General features: G+C 64.2%; 19 protein-coding genes. 7 read left to right on the forward strand and 12 right to left on the reverse strand.

Annotation, left to right across the window (positions count from 1 at the left end; all coding sequences use genetic code 11):
• Window positions 1-112: 112 nt before the first annotated feature.
• Genes FJW07_RS26020 through FJW07_RS26030 form a run of 3 tightly spaced genes read right to left on the reverse strand, consistent with a single transcriptional unit; the run spans window position 113 to window position 2,731 of the window.
• A complete protein-coding gene (locus FJW07_RS26020; protein ID WP_140859280.1) occupies window positions 113-1,195 on the reverse strand; it encodes an ABC transporter substrate-binding protein in 1,083 nt (360 codons plus the stop codon).
• 48 nt (window positions 1,196-1,243) lie between these two features.
• Window positions 1,244-1,930, reverse strand: a complete 687-nt coding sequence (betI, locus tag FJW07_RS26025; protein ID WP_140859281.1) for a transcriptional regulator BetI — start codon at window positions 1,928-1,930, stop codon at window positions 1,244-1,246.
• A gap of 6 nt (window positions 1,931-1,936) precedes the next feature.
• The gene (locus FJW07_RS26030) at window positions 1,937-2,731 is read right to left on the reverse strand and encodes a class I SAM-dependent methyltransferase (RefSeq protein WP_140859282.1); all 795 of its coding nucleotides are present in this window, start codon (window positions 2,729-2,731) and stop codon (window positions 1,937-1,939) included.
• 255 nt (window positions 2,732-2,986) lie between these two features.
• Between FJW07_RS26030 and FJW07_RS26035 the strand changes: the two genes are divergently transcribed.
• Genes FJW07_RS26035 through FJW07_RS26050 form a run of 4 tightly spaced genes read left to right on the forward strand, consistent with a single transcriptional unit; the run spans window position 2,987 to window position 7,698 of the window.
• Window positions 2,987-4,606 carry an NAD(P)/FAD-dependent oxidoreductase gene (locus FJW07_RS26035; protein ID WP_140859283.1) on the forward strand — a complete coding sequence of 540 codons (1,620 nt, stop codon included), beginning with the start codon at window positions 2,987-2,989 and terminating at the stop codon, window positions 4,604-4,606.
• Window positions 4,593-6,167 carry an NAD(P)/FAD-dependent oxidoreductase gene (locus FJW07_RS26040; RefSeq protein WP_140859284.1) on the forward strand — a complete coding sequence of 525 codons (1,575 nt, stop codon included), beginning with the start codon at window positions 4,593-4,595 and terminating at the stop codon, window positions 6,165-6,167. The genes FJW07_RS26035 and FJW07_RS26040 overlap by 14 nt, the downstream gene beginning before the upstream one ends.
• A gap of 2 nt (window positions 6,168-6,169) precedes the next feature.
• Window positions 6,170-7,444 (forward strand): aminomethyltransferase family protein, encoded by a 1,275-nt coding sequence (locus tag FJW07_RS26045; RefSeq protein WP_140859285.1) that lies wholly within the window; start codon window positions 6,170-6,172, stop codon window positions 7,442-7,444.
• 2 nt (window positions 7,445-7,446) lie between these two features.
• Complete coding sequence (locus FJW07_RS26050; RefSeq protein WP_140704757.1) at window positions 7,447-7,698, forward strand: hypothetical protein; 252 nt, start codon at window positions 7,447-7,449, stop codon at window positions 7,696-7,698.
• A gap of 132 nt (window positions 7,699-7,830) precedes the next feature.
• Here FJW07_RS26050 and FJW07_RS26055 read toward each other — a convergent pair whose 3' ends face one another.
• The 4 genes from FJW07_RS26055 to FJW07_RS26070 form a co-directional block, all read right to left on the reverse strand.
• Window positions 7,831-8,889 (reverse strand): dipeptidase, encoded by a 1,059-nt coding sequence (locus FJW07_RS26055; protein ID WP_140859286.1) that lies wholly within the window; start codon window positions 8,887-8,889, stop codon window positions 7,831-7,833.
• 256 nt (window positions 8,890-9,145) lie between these two features.
• Window positions 9,146-9,445 carry a GNAT family N-acetyltransferase gene (locus FJW07_RS26060; RefSeq protein ID WP_140859287.1) on the reverse strand — a complete coding sequence of 100 codons (300 nt, stop codon included), beginning with the start codon at window positions 9,443-9,445 and terminating at the stop codon, window positions 9,146-9,148.
• Window positions 9,438-10,073 (reverse strand): alpha/beta hydrolase, encoded by a 636-nt coding sequence (locus FJW07_RS26065; protein ID WP_140859288.1) that lies wholly within the window; start codon window positions 10,071-10,073, stop codon window positions 9,438-9,440. The genes FJW07_RS26060 and FJW07_RS26065 overlap by 8 nt, the downstream gene beginning before the upstream one ends.
• Window positions 10,074-10,076: 3 nt before the next feature.
• Window positions 10,077-11,009 (reverse strand): VOC family protein, encoded by a 933-nt coding sequence (locus FJW07_RS26070; RefSeq protein WP_140859289.1) that lies wholly within the window; start codon window positions 11,007-11,009, stop codon window positions 10,077-10,079.
• A gap of 216 nt (window positions 11,010-11,225) precedes the next feature.
• Here FJW07_RS26070 and FJW07_RS26075 point away from each other — a divergent pair, with 216 nt between their 5' ends.
• Window positions 11,226-12,794 carry an alkaline phosphatase family protein gene (locus FJW07_RS26075; RefSeq protein WP_140859290.1) on the forward strand — a complete coding sequence of 523 codons (1,569 nt, stop codon included), beginning with the start codon at window positions 11,226-11,228 and terminating at the stop codon, window positions 12,792-12,794.
• 139 nt (window positions 12,795-12,933) lie between these two features.
• Here the strand turns inward: FJW07_RS26075 and FJW07_RS26080 are convergent, their stop codons facing one another.
• Window positions 12,934-14,298: a PRC-barrel domain-containing protein gene (locus FJW07_RS26080; RefSeq protein WP_140859291.1), complete on the reverse strand. Its 1,365-nt coding sequence runs from the start codon at window positions 14,296-14,298 to the stop codon at window positions 12,934-12,936.
• Window positions 14,299-14,543: 245 nt separating this feature from the next.
• Between FJW07_RS26080 and FJW07_RS26085 the strand changes: the two genes are divergently transcribed.
• Window positions 14,544-15,464 carry a diacylglycerol kinase family protein gene (locus FJW07_RS26085; RefSeq protein WP_140859292.1) on the forward strand — a complete coding sequence of 307 codons (921 nt, stop codon included), beginning with the start codon at window positions 14,544-14,546 and terminating at the stop codon, window positions 15,462-15,464.
• A 412-nt stretch (window positions 15,465-15,876) separates the two neighbouring features.
• Here the strand turns inward: FJW07_RS26085 and FJW07_RS26090 are convergent, their stop codons facing one another.
• The 3 genes from FJW07_RS26090 to FJW07_RS26100 form a co-directional block, all read right to left on the reverse strand.
• Window positions 15,877-16,341: a hypothetical protein gene (locus FJW07_RS26090; protein ID WP_140859293.1), complete on the reverse strand. Its 465-nt coding sequence runs from the start codon at window positions 16,339-16,341 to the stop codon at window positions 15,877-15,879.
• 6 nt (window positions 16,342-16,347) lie between these two features.
• Window positions 16,348-16,674 carry a DUF883 family protein gene (locus tag FJW07_RS26095; protein WP_140648111.1) on the reverse strand — a complete coding sequence of 109 codons (327 nt, stop codon included), beginning with the start codon at window positions 16,672-16,674 and terminating at the stop codon, window positions 16,348-16,350.
• Window positions 16,675-16,751: 77 nt separating this feature from the next.
• Window positions 16,752-17,513, reverse strand: coding sequence for a Crp/Fnr family transcriptional regulator (locus tag FJW07_RS26100; protein ID WP_140704741.1), 762 nt, complete (start codon window positions 17,511-17,513; stop codon window positions 16,752-16,754).
• A 152-nt stretch (window positions 17,514-17,665) separates the two neighbouring features.
• Here FJW07_RS26100 and FJW07_RS26105 point away from each other — a divergent pair, with 152 nt between their 5' ends.
• A complete protein-coding gene (locus FJW07_RS26105) occupies window positions 17,666-18,046 on the forward strand; it encodes a response regulator (protein ID WP_140648113.1) in 381 nt (126 codons plus the stop codon).
• Window positions 18,047-18,081: 35 nt separating this feature from the next.
• On the opposite strand, the gene FJW07_RS26110 is transcribed toward FJW07_RS26105, so the two are convergent.
• Window positions 18,082-18,633 (reverse strand): RNA polymerase sigma factor, encoded by a 552-nt coding sequence (locus FJW07_RS26110; RefSeq protein ID WP_140648114.1) that lies wholly within the window; start codon window positions 18,631-18,633, stop codon window positions 18,082-18,084.
• Window positions 18,634-18,636: the final 3 nt, after the last annotated feature.

Genomic DNA, 18,636 nt, shown 5'->3' on the forward strand with positions numbered 1-18,636 from the left:
GCGAGAAACTCCCCCATCGCGGACATATCGGGGAGGTTAGGAGAATTCCCGGGCTTTGGCGAGCCCGCTCACCTTGCTCTGCTTTGTAGTGAGCGGGCCGCTGAAGTTCGGCTCAATAGCCGGCTTTGATCTTCTCGAACTCGGCGATCATCTTGAGCTTGAGCGCGGAAGGCACCGGCGACTGGAACAGCGTCTTGTCGACGAATTTTCCCACGTCGTCATAGCCCTTTTCCTTCAGGATCGCCGGGTCGACGCCGGCCATGCCCTTGGCATTGGCCTGGCCGTAGCCCCAATCCTTGACCAGCACCTTGGCGACTTCCGGATCGTTGACGGCGTTGAGGTAGTCATAGGCCTTGTCGATGTTGCCGGGCGCGTCCTTGAACAGCACATAGCCGCACACCCAGGTCGAGATGCCTTCGTCGGTGTCCTTCTTGGACTTGATCGGCACGCCGGCGGCCTGCGACTGCACCGCCGCGTCGTTCCAGGCCCAGGCGAGATCGACTTCGCCGCCGGAGAGCAGTTGCACGATGTCGGTTGTGTCGGTCCAGTAGGAGCGGACATTCTTGTGCACCTGGCGCAGGAAGTCGGACGCCTGCTTGAACTGGTCGTCCGTCATCTTGGTCCAGTCCTTGAGCCCGATGGCGAGGCTGGCCAGCGCGTAGGCGTCGTCGACATTGTCGCCGATCGAAACCTTGCCCTTGTATTTCGGATCGGCGAAGGCCTTCAGCGACTGCACGTCCTTTTCGGCGATCTTGTCGGAATTGTAGGTGAGCTGGGTATCGCCCCAATCCCAGGGCATGAACCAGGCCTTGCCGTCGGACGTCGTGGCAAGGTCCTTCATCGCCATGATGCCGGGATTGAGGTCCTTCCAGCCGGTGATCTTGGAGGTGTCGAGCGGCTGCAGCAGGCCTGCCTCGCGCCACTTCACCACGCTCTGCGAGCAGGGATGGCCGAGATCTGACTTGAAGCCGGAGCGGATCTTTTCGAACGCCTCGTCCTCGTCGCCGAAGAAGGCGAAGGTCGGCGAGTCGCCGTTCTTCTCGACATATTTGCCGTGGAAGCTCGGATCCTCGTAGCCGGACCAGTCGAACACGATCAGGTCCTTGTCGGCGGCGACGGCGAGCGCTGCCGCGGAGGCCGCGAGCGCGCCGCCAAGCGCCAATGTCAATGTCAGGCGTCGGCTGAGTTTCTTCATGCTGTTCCATCCTCTTTTGGTCTTGCCGGTCTTAGCGGCCGGCTGTTGCTAACCGTAATGTTTCGGGAAAGCGGCGGCCAAAAATGCATTCGCCGACTGCAAGGCCGTCTCGCGCGTCGTGTCCTCCGTCCCCATCATCAGCCGCAGCCACAGGCCTTCGAGCATGGCGCTGAGCGCCAGGGCGATGACCTGAGGGTCATAGGCATAGCCGCCGCTCTGTTTGAGCGTCGTGCAGAGATCGATGAAGACCTGCTGGTAATAGGCGTCGCGCGAGCTGCTCAGCGCCTGGTAGGTCGGCCGCGACTTGGCCTCGCCCCAGAAGGCGAGCCAGGCGGCGAGCTTGCGCTTGTTGCAGATCGAGCGGTCGAAATCGGCCCATACCAGCTGCTGCAGTTGCCTGGCCGGATCGTCGCCCGCCTTCTGCAAGGCCGTGCGCCAATGCGCCGAATACTCGTCATACATGTGCTGCAGCGTGGCGATCAGCAGCTTTTCCTTGCTCTCGAAATGGAAGTTGACGATGCCGCGCGACAGGCCCGCGCCGTCTGCAACGTCGGCCATCGTCGTTTCGGCATAGCCGCGCTTGGCCAGCGAATCGATCGTCGCCTCGATCAGCTGCAACTGCCTGACCTCTTTCGAGGCCTTGCGGCCGCGCTTTTCGGCATCGCCCTTGCGCGTCGTTTCGGGGAGAGCGTCGCTCGCCTCTGCAATCTTCATGGGTGTGACGGTCTCCAGCATTGCCGGCTATCCGACCGGCTTCCAACCGCGCAGATGAGTGGGGCGGTGCTCGCCACTGTCAAGCACCTTCTGCATCGCCTCCCAGGTCTTGATGTTCTTGTCGACATAGGCCGCGCCGACCGCCGCGGCGGCCTGCGCGTAGAGCGGTCCCTTGAGGCGCACCAGTTCCTCCCGCGCGACCTCGCGGTACCATGGATTGCGGTCGCGGACGGCGATGTCGGTAAAGCCGGCGCGCCGCATCGCTTCGGCATAGCGTGCCGGCGAGGCCATGGCGAAGGAGAGCCCCTCGGCCGCGACATAAGCCTTCATCTGAGGCGACGGCTCGCCGTCATGCCCGATCATCCAGTTCGACGCCGCAAACACCCCGCCGGGCTTCAGCACGCGAAAAATTTCGGCGAACAGCGCGTCCTTGTCCGGCACATGCAGCAGCGCATCCTTGGAGAAGACGACGTCGAAGGAAGCGTCCGCGAAAGGCAGCGGCCCCGGCGGCGCTTGCACGAAGCCGACACGGTCTTCGAGACCTTGCCGGGCCGCTCCTCGCCTTGCCGTCTCGATCACCGGCTTTTCGACGTCGAAGCCGGTGGCCCGAGCCGCGCCGTGCCGCGCTACCAGATGCAGCGTGATGCCGCCGGCGCCGCAGCCGACATCGAGGATCGTCTTGCCCTTGAGCGATAAGCCTTCGACCACGCGGTCGACCTCGTCCGGACCGCCGGGCGACAGGTAGCCCTCGCCCCATAGCGCCTCGAGGAAGCGAATGGCGGTGTCGTCATATTCCGGCTCGGCGTCAGCCGTTTCGATCATTGGATCTTCAACCCAAAATGCCGATGTGGATCAGTCCAGAACGCAGGGAAAGCCTAGCGCATCAACGGGAAAACGCAACACCATTTGTTGAACATTCATTCAATATGGCTAGACAAAAAACTGTGATCCGTGCCAAATTCGGGCAATCGGGGAACAAAACGCAGCGAGCAATTCCAGGAAAAGTGTGAAGCGGTTTTCCGTGCGGAATTGCGTAAAAACAAGAAGATAGGGAAACCGGATGGAGGCTCGGCCCGCATGAAGGCATGGGACGCGATCGTCATCGGCGGCGGCCACAACGGGCTGGTCAACGCCTGCTATCTGCAGCGCGCTGGCCTGAATGTGCTGGTGGTCGAGAAGAACGACTGGGTCGGCGGCGCGGCAACCAGCCGCGAGCTGACGCCGGGCTTCCTCTATTCGAACTGCTCCTATGTCTGCTCGCTGTTCAGGCCCGAGATCATGCGCGATCTCGAGCTGCCGCGCTTCGGCCTGCAGGTAATCTCCTATGAAGGCGGCGCGGTGTTCACGCGCGACGGCGACTATCTCGCCAATTACCGCGACCACGACGCGCATCGCCGCGAGTTCGCCCGTTTCTCGAAGCGCGATGCCGAGGCCTATGACCGCTATTCGCGCGACGTCACAAGGCAGTGCCGCTTCATCCAGCCGCTCTTGATGCGCACGGCGCCCGACCCAACCGGCTTCAGGCCGCGCGATCTCGGCGAACTGCTCTATCTGGGGAAAAAATTCGCCGGCCTCTCGGCCGAGGAAATGGCGCTGACCCTGCGCTTCTGGACGATGTCGATCTCGGACTTCCTCGACGAGTATTTCGAGACCGACGTCATCAAGGCGAACTTCGCGCTTTCCGGCATCATCGGCACGGCGCTCGGCCCGATGTCGCCCGGCACGGCCTATGTGTTGCTCCACCACTATATGGGCGAGGTCGACGGCTCGGTCGGCGCCTGGGGCTACGCGCGCGGCGGCATGGGCGCCGTCACCAAGGCGCTGGCCGCCTCCTTCAAGGCCAGCGGCGGCACCATCCGCACCGGCACCGAGGTCGACCACGTGTTGATCAGGAACGGCAAGGCGAAGGGCGTGGTGCTCGCCGGCGGCGAGGAGATTTTTGGTAAGCTCGTCATCTCCAATGCCGACGTCAAGCGCACCTTCCTGAAGCTGGTCGAGGAAAAGGAACTGCCCGACATCTTCCTGCGCCGTGTCAGGAATTTCAAAATCCGCGGCTCCTCCGGCAAGGTCAACATCGCGCTGGATTCGCTGCCCGAATTCCCGGCTCTGCCGAAGGACTCGCCGGTCTACCGCGCAGACATGCATTTCACCGATTCCATCGAGCGCATGGAACGCGCCTATGACGACTGGAAGGCCGGGCGCTGGTCGGCCGATCCCTTCCTCGACATGATGATCCCAACCACGCTCGACCCGACCATGGCGCCGCCCGGCAAGCACTTCATGAGTTGCTTCGTGCAATACGCGCCACCCAAGATAAACGGCCGCGACTGGACCGACGCCGACCGCGACGGCTTCGCCGAAAGCGTGATCTCCCAAATCGCCGAGTATTCGCCCGGCTTCCGCGACCGGATCGTCCACATGGAGGTGCGCACGCCGCGCGAGATCGAGGCCGAGGTCGGCCTCACCGAAGGCAACATCTTCCAGGGCGAGCTCACCTTCGACCAGTTGCTGTTCAACCGCCCGGTGCCTGGCTACGCGCAATACCGCTCGCCGGTCGGCGGCCTCTATATGTGCGGCTCCTCCACCCACCCGGGCGGCGGCGTCATGGGAGCGCCCGGACGCAACGCCGCCGCCGAGATCCTGCGCGATCTCGCCAAGCCGACCCTGCATATGAGCCCCGCCCATGACGTCATCTGATTTGAACTGGGATGCCATCGTCATTGGCGGTGGCCATAACGGCCTCGTCGCCGCCGCCACGCTGGCAAAGGCGGGCCGCAAGGCGCTGGTCCTCGAAGCCGGCAACGATGTCGGCGGCGCCGCGCGCACCGAGGAATTCGCGCCGGGCTTTCGCGCTTCCGCCGTCGCGCATCTGCTCAATCGCCTGCATCCCGATGTCGTGAAAACGCTGGAGCTGGAGCGGCACGGGCTCAAAGTCGAGCGCGGCGATTTCGTGCCGTCGGTGGCGCTGTCGAGAGACGGTCCGCTGGTGCTGCACGGCGCCTATGGCGAGGTGCTGACCGGCGCCAGCCCCTCGGAGCAATCCGCCTGGAAAGAGCTGCGCGCGCAATTGCTGCGCTATGCCGGCGTGCTGAAGCCGTTCCTGTCGCGCCGGCCGCCGGACCTTGCCGGCCTATCGCTGGCGGAAATGACCGGGCTCGGCCAGACCGCGCTGGCGCTGAAGCGGCTCGGCAAGGAAGATATGCGCGACTTCCTGCGCGTGCTTTTGATGAACGTCTACGACCTGCTCGACGAACAGCTGTCAGACGATCGGCTGAAGGGCCTGCTCGCCTTCGACGCGACGCTGGGTTCCCATCTGGGACCGCGCTCGCCGACCTCGCTGCTCGGCCTCTACTATAGGCTCGCCGGCGAGATCGGCGGCCTCGCCGGTGCGCAGATGCAGCCGAAAGGCGGCATGGGCGCCGTCGTCGCCGCCATCCGCGCGGCGGCGGAAAAGGCAGGCGTTACGATCCGCTCGGCTTCGCCGGTCGCCAAGGTCATCGTCGAGAAGGGCCGTGCCGTCGGTGTCGTCACGCAGAGCGGCGAAACCTTGCGCGCCAAGACCGTCGTTTCCGCCATCAATCCCGCAACGACGATCCTCGATCTCGTCGGCCCGCGCGAAGTCGACACCGGCTTCGTGCGCAAGGTGAAGAACATCCGTATGAAGGGCGACGCGGCAAAGCTGCATCTGGCGCTCGATCGGCCGCCGCAATTCACCGGCGTCGACACCGCCGGCCACAAGGGCCGCCTCGTCATCGCGCCTTCGCCCGACCATGTCGAGCGCGCCTTCAACCCGTCGAAATATGGCGAGTTCTCGCCCGAGCCGGTGATGGAGATCACGCTGCCTAGCTTAGCCGATCCATCGCTCGCGCCGTCCGGCGCCTGCCTGCTTTCGGCCGTGGTGCAATACGCGCCCTATGCGCTGAAAGAGGGCTGGACCGCCGGCAAGCCGCAATTCCTCAAGGCGATCATGGCGCAGCTCGAAACCTATGCGCCCGGCATCGGCGCAACGGTGCGCCACGTCGAGCTGTTGACGCCCGCCGACATCGAGGCGCGCTACCGCATGCCCGGCGGCCATTGGCACCATGGCGAGTTGCAAGCCGACCAGATGCTGATGTCGCGGCCCGTTTCCGGCTGGTCGGGCTACGACACGCCGCTCGAAGGGCTGTTCCTTGCCGGCGCCGGTTCGCATCCGGGCGGCGGCATCTCCGGCGCGCCCGGCCTCAACGCCGCGCGCCGCATCATCGCGATGAGGGCATGAGCATGGCGCAAGCAACCAGGAAGAAGCCGGTTGAGACGGTAATTGATCCCGCCCTCGAAGCCCGTGCAGCCGCGCAATCCCACTTCCGCACGCTGCGGCTCGGCACGCCCCTCCAGCCACGCATCGACGCGCTGGGGCTGAAGCAGGATTGGTACAGCTGGGCCGGCTACCGCGCCCCGCATTCGCTGTGGGATGAGGAGCTCGAATATTTCGCCATCCGCAGTCAGGCAGCACTCTTCGACATCTCGCCGATGACCAAATACCGGATCGAAGGTCCGGACGCCGAAGCCTATCTCGACCGCGTCACCTTGCGCGACGTGACCAAACTGAAACCGGGCCGCGTCCACTACACCGCCTGGTGCGACGACGAAGGTTTCGTGCTCGACGACGGCACTTTGTTCAGGCTCTCGCCGACACGCTTTCGGCTGTGCTCGCAGGAGCGGCATCTGCCCTGGCTGCTCGACAGCGCGATCGGCTATGACGTCAGCGTCGAGGAAGAGACCGAAGCGGTCGCCGGCTTGGCGCTGCAGGGCCCGACCTCGTTCGCCGTCCTGCGCGACGCGGGCTTTGCCGGGGTCGAGCGGCTGAAGCTCTTCGACCTCGCCGAATTCGCGCATGATGGCGCTCCCCAAGGAACTGGCAAAGTCACCATCTCGCGCACCGGCTTCACCGGCGATCTCGGCTATGAATTGTTCGTGCCGGCGGACAAGGCGCTGAGCCTGTGGGACCGGCTGATGGCGGCGGGCGAACCGCGCGGCATCCGCGCCATCGGCTATACCGCGCTGAACCGCGCTCGCCTCGAAGCCGGGCTGATCGTCGCCAACAGCGACTTCACAGCTGCCGAGCATGCCATCCGCACGGACCGCCTGCGCATGCCGGACGAGATCGGCCTCGGCTTCATGATCGATCCGGACAAGGGCCACTTCAACGGTCGCCGAGCCATCCTCGAAGCCCGCGCCAAGAAGAGGCTTCGCCACGTGCTGGTGGGGCTGGAGATCGAAGGCAACATTCCGGCCGAGCATGCCATCGTCTACTACAAGAAAGGCCAGGAGGTCGGATTGGTCAGCGCGGCGATGTGGTCGCCCATGGCCAAGCGCAACATCGCGCTTGCCTCGCTGCGGCGGCCTTATGGCGATACCATCGTCGACGACCTCTGGGTCGAGATTTACGCCATGCGCGAGCTGCAGTACCAGAAGCTGATGAAGAAGGCGAAGGTAGTGCAGCGGCCCTTCATCAAGCTCGACCGCCGCACCGCCAACCCGCCCGCGGACTTTTGACCATGGCAAGCGAAGCGGAGGACCTGGAAGCGGAAGCCACCGAGCAATGGCAGCTGGTCAACACGCCGCTCGGCGAGATGTGGTCCGGCCGCACCCGCTACGCGGCGGCGATGTTCTTCTTCAAACGCGGCGAGATGAACGCCGAGACGCTGGAGGTCTACCGCATCTGCGCCCGGCTCGACGCGGAAAATCCCTTGCCGATCATCCGCGACCGCGGCGTCGGCAAGGACTGGCTGAAGCGCATGGGTGGTTAAGCAGCCCTTCACCTCGTCATTCTAGGGCGGAGCAACGAGCGAAGCGACGCGGCGCAGACCCTGGAATGACGAAGTGGGGAGCGTTCTGGCTCCAATCCCAGCGTCCCGGATTGTGCCTTCACACGGGGTGGCCTATCCGATCGTCCTTTCCAGCACGCTCAACCAGTTGCGATAGGCGATCTTCTCGATCAGCGCGCGCCCGAAACCGCGCGCGGCGAGCGCGTCGATGAGCTTCGGCAAGCCGGCGACGTCGCCGATAGGGGCTGGGATCATGGCGCCGTCGAAATCCGAGCCCAGCCCGACCCCGTCCTCGCCCAGCGCCTGTAAAAGCGAGTCGATGTGGCGCACCATGACATCAATACTGGTGTCGGCATTCATGCGGCCGTCCTCGCGCAGGAAGCCGGTGGCGAAGTTGAGGCCGACCATGCCGCCCGACTCGCGGATCGCGCCGAGCTGCCAGTCGGTCAGGTTGCGCGAGTGGCCGCAGATCGCGTGCACGTTGGAATGGGTGGCGACCAGCGGCGCGTCGCTAAGCGCCGCGACATCGCGAAAGCCCTTCTCGTTGAGATGCGAGAGGTCGATCATGATCCGGAGCTGATTGCAGGTCTTGACCAGCGCCTTGCCAGCATCGGTGAGGCCCGGCCCGGTATCGGGCGACGAAGGAAAGCGGAACGGCACGCCATTGCCGAAGGCGTTGGGGCGGCTCCAGACGATGCCCAGCGAGCGCAGGCCTGCGGCGTGCAGCACGTCGAGCATGGCAAGCCCGGGATCGATCGCCTCGACGCCTTCGATGTGGAACACCGCCGCGATCGAGCCCTTCGCCATCGCGTCACGCACATCGCCGGCGCTGCGGCAGACGGTCAACGCGCCGGCACGCTCCAGCCGAAACAGGATCGAGGCCATGCCGATGGTCGAGGTGATCGCCTCGGCCTGCGGCAGCTCCGGCGGCAGCGGCTCATTGTCGCTCGGCGCCGGCGGCACGGCGCTGCGCTTCGACTTCTCGACCGGCGGCGGAAAGATAGCGAACATGCCGCCGGCAAAGCCGCCCTTCCTAGCGCGCGGCAGGTCGATATGGCCGCCCGGCGTCCCCTCGATGAACAGCTTTTCGACGTCGGCTTCCTTCGACTGGTAGAGCCGAAGCAGCGTGTCGTTATGTCCGTCGAAAACGGGGATCAGGTCGGTATCGGTCATCAGGGAAGCCATTCAAATCGGGGACAGGCGGGACGACAGGTTTCGTCCGGGCGAACCGTCAACTTAGGCAAGATGATCGGGCCGTGCAAATGCCAAGGGCTTCTCCTTCTCCCCTTGTGGGCCCCCTATGGGAGAAGGTCGCCGAAGGCGACGGATGAAGGGGGGTTCCATGGAATGCCGACGTCTCACCCCGCTGGAGCATCCCTCATCCGTCTCGGCGCTGCGCGCCGATCCACCTTCTCCCAGAAGGGAAAGCTCATTGCTTCAGCACATCCGCCCATTCCGGATGACGGCGGAACTGGGCGTTGGCGAAGGGGCAGAGCGGGATGATCTTCTTGCCGGCCGCGCGTGCGTCCTCGACCGCGCGGGTGACGAGCCGAAGCCCGGCGCCCTGGCCGCGAAAGACATCCGGCACCTCGGTGTGGTCGATGATGAGCTGATGCTCACCGATCTTGGTGAAGGTCATCTCGGCCTCGGCGCCGCCGGGGCCGCGCAGCACGTAGCGTCCCTTGGAGCCGCGGTCCTCCAGTTCGATCTCGGGCAGTTGGTCAACCATTGTTCTTGCCTCCTTCAGCGGGCGCGAGCGCGAACAGCCGCCGCGCCGCTTCGATTTCATTCGGCCGAACCTCATGCCCGCCGTCGTGCCATTCCACTGTGACATCGGCGCCGTCGGCGCGCAAATAAGCCTCGAGCCGCGATGTCAGGCTGGGCGGACAGATCGGGTCGCGCCTGCCGGCCGTGATCAGGATGCTGCGGCCGGCAAGGCTGCCCTGGACGCGTGGCTCGAACGGGATCAGCGGATGCATCAGCGCCGTGGCGTCGAACAGGCTCGGCTCGGCGAACACCACCGAAGCCAGGACGTTGGCGCCGTTGGAGTAGCCGAGGCCGAACACCGCCGAGGGTTTTGCCGCCTCGACATGCGCCTTGACGAAGCCCGCCATACTCGATGTCGCGCGCGCCAGGTCGTCCATGTCGTAGACGCCCTCGCCGGTGCGGCGGAAGAAGCGGGCGGCACCATGCTCCGACACGTCGCCACGTGGCGAGACGATCGTCGCCGAAGGCACAAGCTCGCGACCGAAACCAAGAAGCTGGTTCTCATCCGCGCCAGTGCCGTGGAAGACGAAGAGCAGTGGGCCGCCCGGCGAACCGGGCAGCACCTTGTGGATGTAAGCGTCCTTGCTCATGGCTCAGCCTTCCAGCTTCTGCAGATGCTCTTCGAGATAAGGCCGCAAATGCTGATGCTGGGTCGGCAGCTTCAGCGCCTCGCCGAGATGCGCGGTGTCCTCATCGCGGTCGAATCCCGGTTCGTTGGTCGCCACCTCGAACAACACACCGCCCGGCGTGCGGAAATAGATCGCCCAGAAGTAGTCGCGATCGATGACCGGCGTCACGCCATAACCCGTGTCGATCAGCGCCTTGCGCACTTCGAGCTGCTTGGCGCGGTCCTCGACCGCGAAGGCGACGTGATGCACCGAGCCGGCGCCGAGATTGGCAAAGCCGGCGCCCGGCAGCGATTCGATGTCGACGACGTCGGCGCCATTGCCATTCTTGATCGCCAGCCGGCGGACGTTGCCGGACTTGTCGACCTCCTCATAGCCCATGAACTTCAAAAGCTCCTCGGTGGCGCCGCCATCCTTCAGCCGGAGCAAGACCGAGTGAAAGCCGCGGATCGCCTCGTCGCCGGGAACCCCGCCCTTGACCCAGGGCGCCCTCTTGTCGGCCTTGTCCTCGACCAGCGCGAAGCTGTCGCCGTCCGGACCGGTGAAGGTGAGCCGCTTCTCGCCGAAACTTTCCGTGCGGGCGACGTTGCCCACGCCCTCGTCGGCGAAGCGCTTTTCCCAATAGGCGAGCGTGCCTTCCGGCACCGAGAACACCGTGGTGCCGACTTCGCCGACGCCATGCCGGCCCTTGCCGATATCGGGGAAAGGGAAATAGGTCATCACCGAGCCCGGCGTGCCGACCTCATCGGCGTAATAGAGATGGTAGACATCCGGCGCGTCGAAATTGACGGTCTTTTTCACCCGGCGCAGGCCGAGCTTCTTGGTGAAGAACTCGTTGTTGCGGCGCGCGTCGCTCGCCATCGAGGTGACGTGATGCAGGCCCTTGATCTGATTGAGCATGATCGTGCTCCTTCCCTTGTCCTTATGCGGCCCTCGCCGCTGTCCACGCCAATATGAGGATCGGCGGGCCCGCGGCAAAGCGGGCAAACACAGAATGGACTGTGTCATAAAAGTGAACGACTGGTCAAAATATGTTCACCAATCCATCACCGGCTTCGGCTTGCAACGCCGGTGATTTCCGTTCCATCTGGGGCGCGCGTCCACAAGGAGACGATCTTGGACAATCCGACGAGCCGCCCGAATGTTCTCCTCATCACCTGCGACCAGTGGCGCGGCGATTGCCTGTCGGCCGCCGGCCACCCGGTGGTGAAGACGCCGAATGCGGATGCGCTCGCCGCGCAAGGCGTGCTCTTCCGCCGGCACTACGGAGGCGCAGCTCCTTGCTCGCCGGCCCGCGCCTGCCTCTATACCGGGCTCTACCAGATGAACAATCGTGTCTGCCGCAACGGCACGCCGCTCGACGCGCGCCATGGCAATATCGCGCTTTCGGCGCGCGCGGCGGGCTACGATCCGACCCTGTTCGGCTATACCGATGTCTCGCTCGATCCCCGACAACTCTCCCCGGAGGATCCGCGGCTGCGCAGCTATGAAGGCGTGCTGCCGGGATTCACCGTGCGCCAAGCCCTGCCCGAGCATCAGAAGCAGTGGCTGTCATGGCTGCAGGCGCAGTGCATCGATACCGGCGCGGGTAGCCCCGGCATCCACCGTCCGGCCAACGGGCAAGCGGAACGCGACGTGACCAACGCGCCGCCCGTCTATTCGCAAGACCAGACGCCGACCGCTTTCCTGGCCGGCGAATTCATCCGCTGGCTCGGCGAGCAGGAGAAGAGCGTGCCGTGGTTCGCGCATGTCTCCTTCATCAGCCCGCACCCGCCCTTCATCGTGCCGGAACCCTACAACACGATGTACGATCCAGGCGATGGTCCCGCCTTCCGGCGCGCTGCAAGCTGGCAGGCCGAGGCGGAAAGCCATCCCTATGTCGCTTACGATCTCGACCGGCAGAAGCGGACAAAATTCGTTCCCGGCATCGAAGGCAAGGTGCCGGACTGGAGCGAGGAAAATTTCCGCTTAGTCCGCGCGATCTATTACGGCATGATCGCCGAGGTCGACGCGCAGCTCGGCCGCATCTGGCGGGCGATCAAATCGGCGGACGCCTGGGACGACACCGTCATCGTGCTGACCTCCGACCATGCCGAGATGATGGGCGACCATTTCATGCTCGGCAAGGGCGGCTTCTTCGACGTCAGCTACCATATTCCGCTGATCATCCGCGATCTGCGCCGGAGAGCCGGGGCCGGTTCATCCGTCGACCGTTTCACGGAGGCGGTCGATATCTTCCCGACCTTGCTCGACCTGATCGGCGCCGCGCCGCAGCGCCATCTCGACGGCCGTTCGCTCGTGCCCTGGATCGAGGGCAAGAAGCCGGAGACCTGGCGCGACGCGGCGCATTGGGAGTTTGACTTCCGTACAGTCGCCAAAGACGAAGCGGAGCGCCATTTCGGTATCGCATCGAGCGCCTGCAACCTTGCGGTCATCCGCACGGTCGAGTTCAAATATGTCCATTTCGGCGGCGGTCTGCCGGCGCTTCTCTTCGACCTCTCGAAAGACCCGGGCGAGTTGAACAACGTGGCAGGCGACACGGCCTATCTGCCCGTACGGCTTGAGTTCGCCGAAAGGATGCTCGCCTGGCGCGCCGCGCATCTCGATCAGTCGCTGGCATTGGCGGAACTGACGGAAGATGGCGTGGTCGGGTACGTGAGTCAGGCAGTAGGCAGTAGGCAGTAGGCAGTAGGCAGTAGGCAGTAGGCAGTAGGCAGTAGGCAGTAGGCAGTAGGCAGTGAATATCACAACTGTGGGTTGCCTTGCCAACTTTTCTTTCGTCTACTGCCTATTCCCTACTGCCTACTGCCTAATCCCTAAATCCCTATTTCAACATCATCCGCTGCTGGTCGCGGTTGGCGGCATAACTGCTCTTGTCATAGGCCGTCTGCGCCTGCAACTGTTCCTTGGTGAAGTTGGTATAGAGATATTTCTTGCCGTTCTTGTCGGTCATGAATTTGAGCTTATCCATGCCGATCGCCACTTCCTTGGCGCCGATGCCGAGGAAGCCGCCGACATCGACAATGACTGCGTCCGGCTTGTTGTCGGGCGTCAGCACGACATCGCCGATCGAACCGATCTTGGCATCGTTGGCGCCATAGACCGTCGTGCCCTTGAGGTCGTCGACGCGGATGTTGCCCATCGGCATTTCGCTCAGCGTCGATTTGTCGATGGAAGCGGTCTTGGTCTGGTCGGTTGCGGCGGTGCCGTTATCGGCGGGCTTGTTCTCGGCCGTGCTCTGGGCCGGCGGCGTCGCAGGTTTGTTCTCGGCCGTCGACTTGGCGGGCTCTGCCGGTTTGGCCCCCTTGTCGGAGGTCGTATCCGAAGATACCACCGCGGGCGTGGTCGCCGCAGGAGCGTTGCTCGCTGCCGTCGTCGAGCCCGGCGCCGGATCATAGGCCTTGCGGTTGAAATCGGGCTGGGCCTGCAGCTCCTCCTTCGTCGTCTCGGCCACCAGCCAGCGGTCGCCGTTCTTCTCCGCCCATTTTGCCTTGGCGAAGTCATAGGTGACGTTCTTCGTGCCGATGCCGAGGAAGCCACCGACGCCGATCACCAGCGACTCGGCCTTGCCGTCCTTGGCAAGCACGATGTCCTTCACGTCGCCGATCTTCTGGGCGTCGTCCGCGGTGCCGTTATAGACCGACTCGCCCATGATGTTGGTGGCGAGGTTGCCCTCGGCCTTGTTCACCGGCTCAGCCGGTACGGCCGCCGGAGCCTGCGTTGTGGTCGTGTTGTTAGCAGGTTGCGTAGCGTCGGCCGACTGCGCTGGGGCCGGATCATAAGGCTTGCGGTCGAATGCCGGCAGAGCGTTCAGTTCATCTTTCGTGGACTTGGCGACTAGCCAGCGGTCGCCGTTCTTCTCGGCCCATTCCAGCTTGCCGTAGTCGAAAGCGACGTCCTTCTTGCCGACGCCGAGGAACCCGCCGACCCCGATAATGGCGGATTTGGCCTTGCCGCTGGAATCCAAGACGACATCGTCGACCTTGCCGATGTCCTGCGCGTCATCGCCGGTGCCGTTATAGACGGACTCGCCGATGATGTTCGTCATCAGCGCGCCATCCGAGCGCATGACCGGCGCTGGATTTTCGGCTGCTGGGGCTTGTGGAGCGGGGGCGGGCGTCGTCTGTGCAAAAGCGCCGCTTGCGAGCAGCGTCGCGATCGCGGTCGTCGCAAAAAGAGTGCGGATCATGATGGTCTCTCCTCGTGCCTGATTTGTATATGACACTGCCTCGACCAACCTCTGAGCGGCGGGTCGGGAGCGGCAGTGTCGACAGGTTCACAACGTCGTGACCGGGGTGTTGTTCCAACCACAACGCATCCACCACTGGCTGGAATCCTGAACCTCCGGTGGAACCTTTGGGGCCGCATCTTCGTTCCGGCGTGCGGCTGAGGGTCTGCCGGCTCAAACTGACCTGAAGCGACACGGAGTGGTGCATGCGGTTTGCTGCGGTGCTGAACCAGGACGGCGGCACGCTCCGCACCATCGATTTGGGAGCATTTTCCGAACAGTTGCGTCACACGCTCGAAGCGGCCGGACATTCGGTCGAGATCGATATCGTCGCCGGCCGCGACATCGCCACGGCGCTGGAGAAGGCCATCGCCAGGCGGAACATCGACGTCGTTCTTGCCGGAGGCGGCGACGGCACGATTTCCACCGCGGCGTCCCTCCTCATGAACAAGAAGAAGGTCCTAGCCATCTTGCCCGCCGGCACGATGAACCTCTTCGCGCGCGGCCTGGGCATTCCGCAGACACTGGAAGCCGCCCTGCAATCCTTCGCCGATGGCGAGGTGATCGCGGTCGATATGGCCAGCGCCAACGGCCAGCCTTTCGTGCACCAGTTCTCCGTCGGCATGCACGCTGAGATGGTTCAGCTGCGCGAAAAGATGGACTTCGGCTCGCGCCTTGGAAAGATGCAGGCATCCGTGCGCGCCGCATGGGCGGCGATCAACAATCCGCCTGCCCTCAAGGTCAGCCTGAGCGTCGGCAAGGCCGAGATCGTCACCCGCACCACCGGCATCGGCATCTCCAACAATCTGTTCGGCGAAGGCCATCTGCCCTATGCCGACAACCCGGCCGGCGGCGTGCTAGGCATCTATGTCAGCGTCGCGCGCCAGCGTCATCACTTGGCAAAACTCCTGCTGGACATGCTGCGCGGGAGGCTGCGCCAGAGCGCGCATGTCGAAGTGCATCAGGCAGGCAGGGCTGTGCTGAAGATCCACTCGCCCGCCAAAAAGTTCAGCGCGGTGCTGGATGGCGAACTCGTCAGGCTGGAACGCGAAACAACGATCGAGATTCACCCCGGCGCGCTGAAAGTGCTCGTTCCGGCAAGCAATGCGCAGGCAAGGGCTGCGTGATGCGGGGATCAACCGCCCCTGGACGGATTTCTGAGCCGCGGGCGGCGCTTCCGGCACGGTCTGCTGCGTCGTCGGCGATTTGATCAGCTCGCCGTAAATCTCGACTGCCCCCCACGCGATGAAGGCGAGCAAGAGCCCGGCGATGAGGATCCTGAGCGCATGCCAGCCCCAATGCCCCTGGCGTGCTTTGTCTTCGGGTACGATCTTGGTCACTCTTGGCCTCCATGCTGCGCGGCGGCGGGCGCTTCAGGTACGGTCGGGTAACGGGTCTTGATCGGGAAGGTTCCGAACCAGGAATGACATCCGCCGCCTTGCCCAAGTCAGCGACGTTGGCCACGAGTTCCGCCGGCGTCCTCGCCCGCAGGAAAGATACCGCCGAGCCTCCCTGGGGTCCCGGCGTTTCCTGAACCGCTTACGACATGTCCTGCGGATCCTGCTTCGGTGGCGTGGGCTTGGCGTTCTCGCGATAGATGGCGTAGGCGACGACCGCCAGGACGGGCGCGATGACGGCTCCCAGCCCGCCCTTGCTCTTGGCAATGGCCGGAAGCAGGGCAAGTACCGCGGTAACGCCCAGCGCGGTCATGTCGGCCTGCCGCCGTCTTGCGCGCCGCCTGCTGCGCATGCTGGTCATCAGCTTGTGAATGACGAGGATGAGCCCGGCAACCGCCAGGAAGCCGATGCCGAAGCCGAGACTGGTCACCAGCGGCCCGTAGCGCGCCGCCAGCCAGATATAGGCGGCGCCGATGAGGAAACCGACGCCGCACAGAGCAAAAACGGCGGCAAGTCCGTAAAGGATTGCCGTCGTCCGCGCCCTGTGCAAGGCGGCCATGGCCTCGCCCGAGGCGAGGGCCGAGATCAGCGAGACAAGCGCCCCCATCTGCGGCTAGCGGCGGGAAAGCAGGGCGAAGAGGAAACCGACGCCCGCCGCGATCGCCAGCGACGTCACCGGCTTCTCGCGCACTTTGGCGATCAGCTGCGCTTCGATGTCCTCGGCATTTCCCCGCATGCTCTCGAACGCGGCTTCGCCCTGCGCCCGCAACTGCTCGACGCCATCCGCGGCGGCGCGACGGGCCGCGCCATAGCCGTGTTGACCGGTCTTGGCGAGCTGCTCCGTAAGTTTCTGGATATCCGCCTTCAGTTGCTCGATATCGGCCTCGAGGTCGGCAGTGGTTGCTTGGTCCGTTGCGGATTTGCCTGCGGCGGTTGCCATTCTCTAACTCCTTGCGTTTGCGTTGGTTTCAACGCCCGTCCAGCGCCATGGTTCCGGTCGTCGCGACCCTAGGCATCCTAGATGAGTGGCCTGCGTTCCTCGCCCAGTCCCTCCCATCGGGCAAGCTTCTTCAGTCCATCATAGTCGATCACTTCGCAGCCGCCATCTCGCCACATCACGAGCTTGCGGTCCATCAGCTTGCGGATGGTCTTGTTGGTATGGACCAGCGAAAGGCCGAGCGTGTCGGCGATATGCTGTTGTGTGATCGGAATCTGCACCGGTGTCTTGCCATTCAATCCGGCGCTGCGCGCCCGACCGGCGATGAAGGCGACGAGATAGGCCGCTCGTTCGAGCGCAGTGCGGCGGCCGATGCTGAGCAGGTTCTCGTCCAGCATGCGCTCCTCGCGCGACGCGATCCAGGTGATGTCATAGGCAAGGCCGGGATGGTTGCGATAGAGTTCCTGCAGTTGGTCGCGTTCGAAGACGCACAGCAGCATCGGCGACAGCGCTTCGACGGAATGCTGCATCTCGCCCATCAGGCTTCCCTGCAGGCCGATGAGGTCGCCGGGCATGGAGAAATTGAGGATCTGCCGACGTCCGTCGGGCAAAAGCTTGTAGCGGAACGCCCAGCCGGACAGCACGGTATAGAGATGCGCGCTGTGGCTGCCTTCGACCAGGACTGTCGCCCCCTTGTCGACCGCAAGTTCACCGCGCTTGAAGGTGCCGATGAACGACAATTCCAGCTTGTCGAACTCACGGAACGCCGGCAACGGCCGCAACGGGCACTTTTCACAAGGATATTGACGGCTGGCAGCCGCGCGTGCGCTTTGGCCGGACATTTCGACCCCTCTTCGAAATCCCTGCCCTTATGGGCGCAAGGAAACGCCTGAGACCGGCAGGGGTTCCGTGAGGCTGGGATCCATGTCTTTTTTAAATGACATGGCGGCCAATTCCGCGCATGAGTGCGGTCCTGCCGAGGAGACACTGATAAGTGCCAGCGCTGCTTGATGGACTGCGTATTCTCGTTCTGGAAGACGAGTTCCTGATCGCGATGGATGTCGAGCAGCTTTGCCGCGACCACGGCGCCGCGGATGTGACGATCGCGCGTGAACTCGGCGAGATCGACGGGCAGGCGCTGCCTGCGCGCTTCGACGCGGCGGTTGTCGACCTGATGCTCGGCGGCGTCTCGACTCTGGATTTCGCCGCGCGGCTGCGCAGCGAGGGCGTGCCGTTCGTATTTGCCTCCGGCTATTCGGATTCGGACGAGATCAAGGGTTCGTTTCCGGATATCCGGCTGATCGCCAAGCCCTACTCAGGCGACGATCTGATCGAAGCCTTGGCCATGGCCTGCGGCCGGGCAAAGGCGGCCTGAGGCCATCCTTGCAATCGCAATCGTAACCGGTCGGTTCAAGCCGCGTTCGAACCTGTGACCTGCGCCGAGATCGCGTCGGGCCCGAACTCGTCCTCGCCGGAAATCTTGAGGATTTCCTGGAGCCTGGCGCGCGCCCGGCTGACGCGGCTCTTGATCGTGCCGACGGCACAGCCGCAGATCTCGGCGGCTTCTTCATAGGAGAAGCCGGAGGCGCCGATCAGGATGATGGCCTCGCGCTGGTCCTCGGGCAGCTGCTCGAGCGCGCCGCGGAAATCCTTGAGGTCGAGCTGGCCATGCTGGGCCGGGTGAACGGCAAGCCTGGCCGTCATGATGCCGTCGCTGTCCTGAACTTCGCGGCCGCGCTTGCGCATCTGCGAATAGAATTCATTGCGCAGGATGGTGAACAGCCAAGCCTTCAGATTGGTGCCGGGCTGGAAGCTCTCATGCTTGTCCCACGCCTTGACCAGCGTTTCCTGGACGAGGTCGTCGGCCCGGTCCGCATTCTGCGTCAGCGACACGGCAAAGGCGCGAAGGCTCGGGATCGCACCGAGCAACTCGGTCTTGAAGCTCTGGGATACCACCGCCATGCC

The sequence above is a fragment of the Mesorhizobium sp. B3-1-9 genome, assembly GCF_006439595.1.
In the GTDB taxonomy this organism is placed as follows: Bacteria; Pseudomonadota; Alphaproteobacteria; order Rhizobiales; family Rhizobiaceae; genus Mesorhizobium.

Excerpts from the sequence above, each read along its gene's own strand:
- FJW07_RS26070 (WP_140859289.1), bottom strand. The coding sequence starts at position 11,009 with ATGCTCAATCAGATCAAGGGCCTGCATCACGTCACCTCGATGGCGAGC.
- FJW07_RS26085 (WP_140859292.1), top strand. The coding sequence starts at position 14,544 with ATGCGGTTTGCTGCGGTGCTGAACCAGGACGGCGGCACGCTCCGCACC.
- FJW07_RS26045 (WP_140859285.1), top strand. The coding sequence starts at position 6,170 with ATGGCGCAAGCAACCAGGAAGAAGCCGGTTGAGACGGTAATTGATCCC.
- FJW07_RS26095 (WP_140648111.1), bottom strand. The coding sequence starts at position 16,674 with ATGGCAACCGCCGCAGGCAAATCCGCAACGGACCAAGCAACCACTGCC.
- FJW07_RS26040 (WP_140859284.1), top strand. The coding sequence starts at position 4,593 with ATGACGTCATCTGATTTGAACTGGGATGCCATCGTCATTGGCGGTGGC.
- FJW07_RS26110 (WP_140648114.1), bottom strand. The coding sequence starts at position 18,633 with ATGGCGGTGGTATCCCAGAGCTTCAAGACCGAGTTGCTCGGTGCGATC.
- FJW07_RS26030 (WP_140859282.1), bottom strand. The coding sequence starts at position 2,731 with ATGATCGAAACGGCTGACGCCGAGCCGGAATATGACGACACCGCCATT.
- FJW07_RS26020 (WP_140859280.1), bottom strand. The coding sequence starts at position 1,195 with ATGAAGAAACTCAGCCGACGCCTGACATTGACATTGGCGCTTGGCGGC.
- betI (WP_140859281.1), bottom strand. The coding sequence starts at position 1,930 with ATGCTGGAGACCGTCACACCCATGAAGATTGCAGAGGCGAGCGACGCT.
- FJW07_RS26090 (WP_140859293.1), bottom strand. The coding sequence starts at position 16,341 with ATGGGGGCGCTTGTCTCGCTGATCTCGGCCCTCGCCTCGGGCGAGGCC.
- FJW07_RS26035 (WP_140859283.1), top strand. The coding sequence starts at position 2,987 with ATGAAGGCATGGGACGCGATCGTCATCGGCGGCGGCCACAACGGGCTG.
- FJW07_RS26060 (WP_140859287.1), bottom strand. The coding sequence starts at position 9,445 with ATGGTTGACCAACTGCCCGAGATCGAACTGGAGGACCGCGGCTCCAAG.
- FJW07_RS26050 (WP_140704757.1), top strand. The coding sequence starts at position 7,447 with ATGGCAAGCGAAGCGGAGGACCTGGAAGCGGAAGCCACCGAGCAATGG.
- FJW07_RS26065 (WP_140859288.1), bottom strand. The coding sequence starts at position 10,073 with ATGAGCAAGGACGCTTACATCCACAAGGTGCTGCCCGGTTCGCCGGGC.
- FJW07_RS26100 (WP_140704741.1), bottom strand. The coding sequence starts at position 17,513 with ATGTCCGGCCAAAGCGCACGCGCGGCTGCCAGCCGTCAATATCCTTGT.
- FJW07_RS26055 (WP_140859286.1), bottom strand. The coding sequence starts at position 8,889 with ATGACCGATACCGACCTGATCCCCGTTTTCGACGGACATAACGACACG.
- FJW07_RS26080 (WP_140859291.1), bottom strand. The coding sequence starts at position 14,298 with ATGATCCGCACTCTTTTTGCGACGACCGCGATCGCGACGCTGCTCGCA.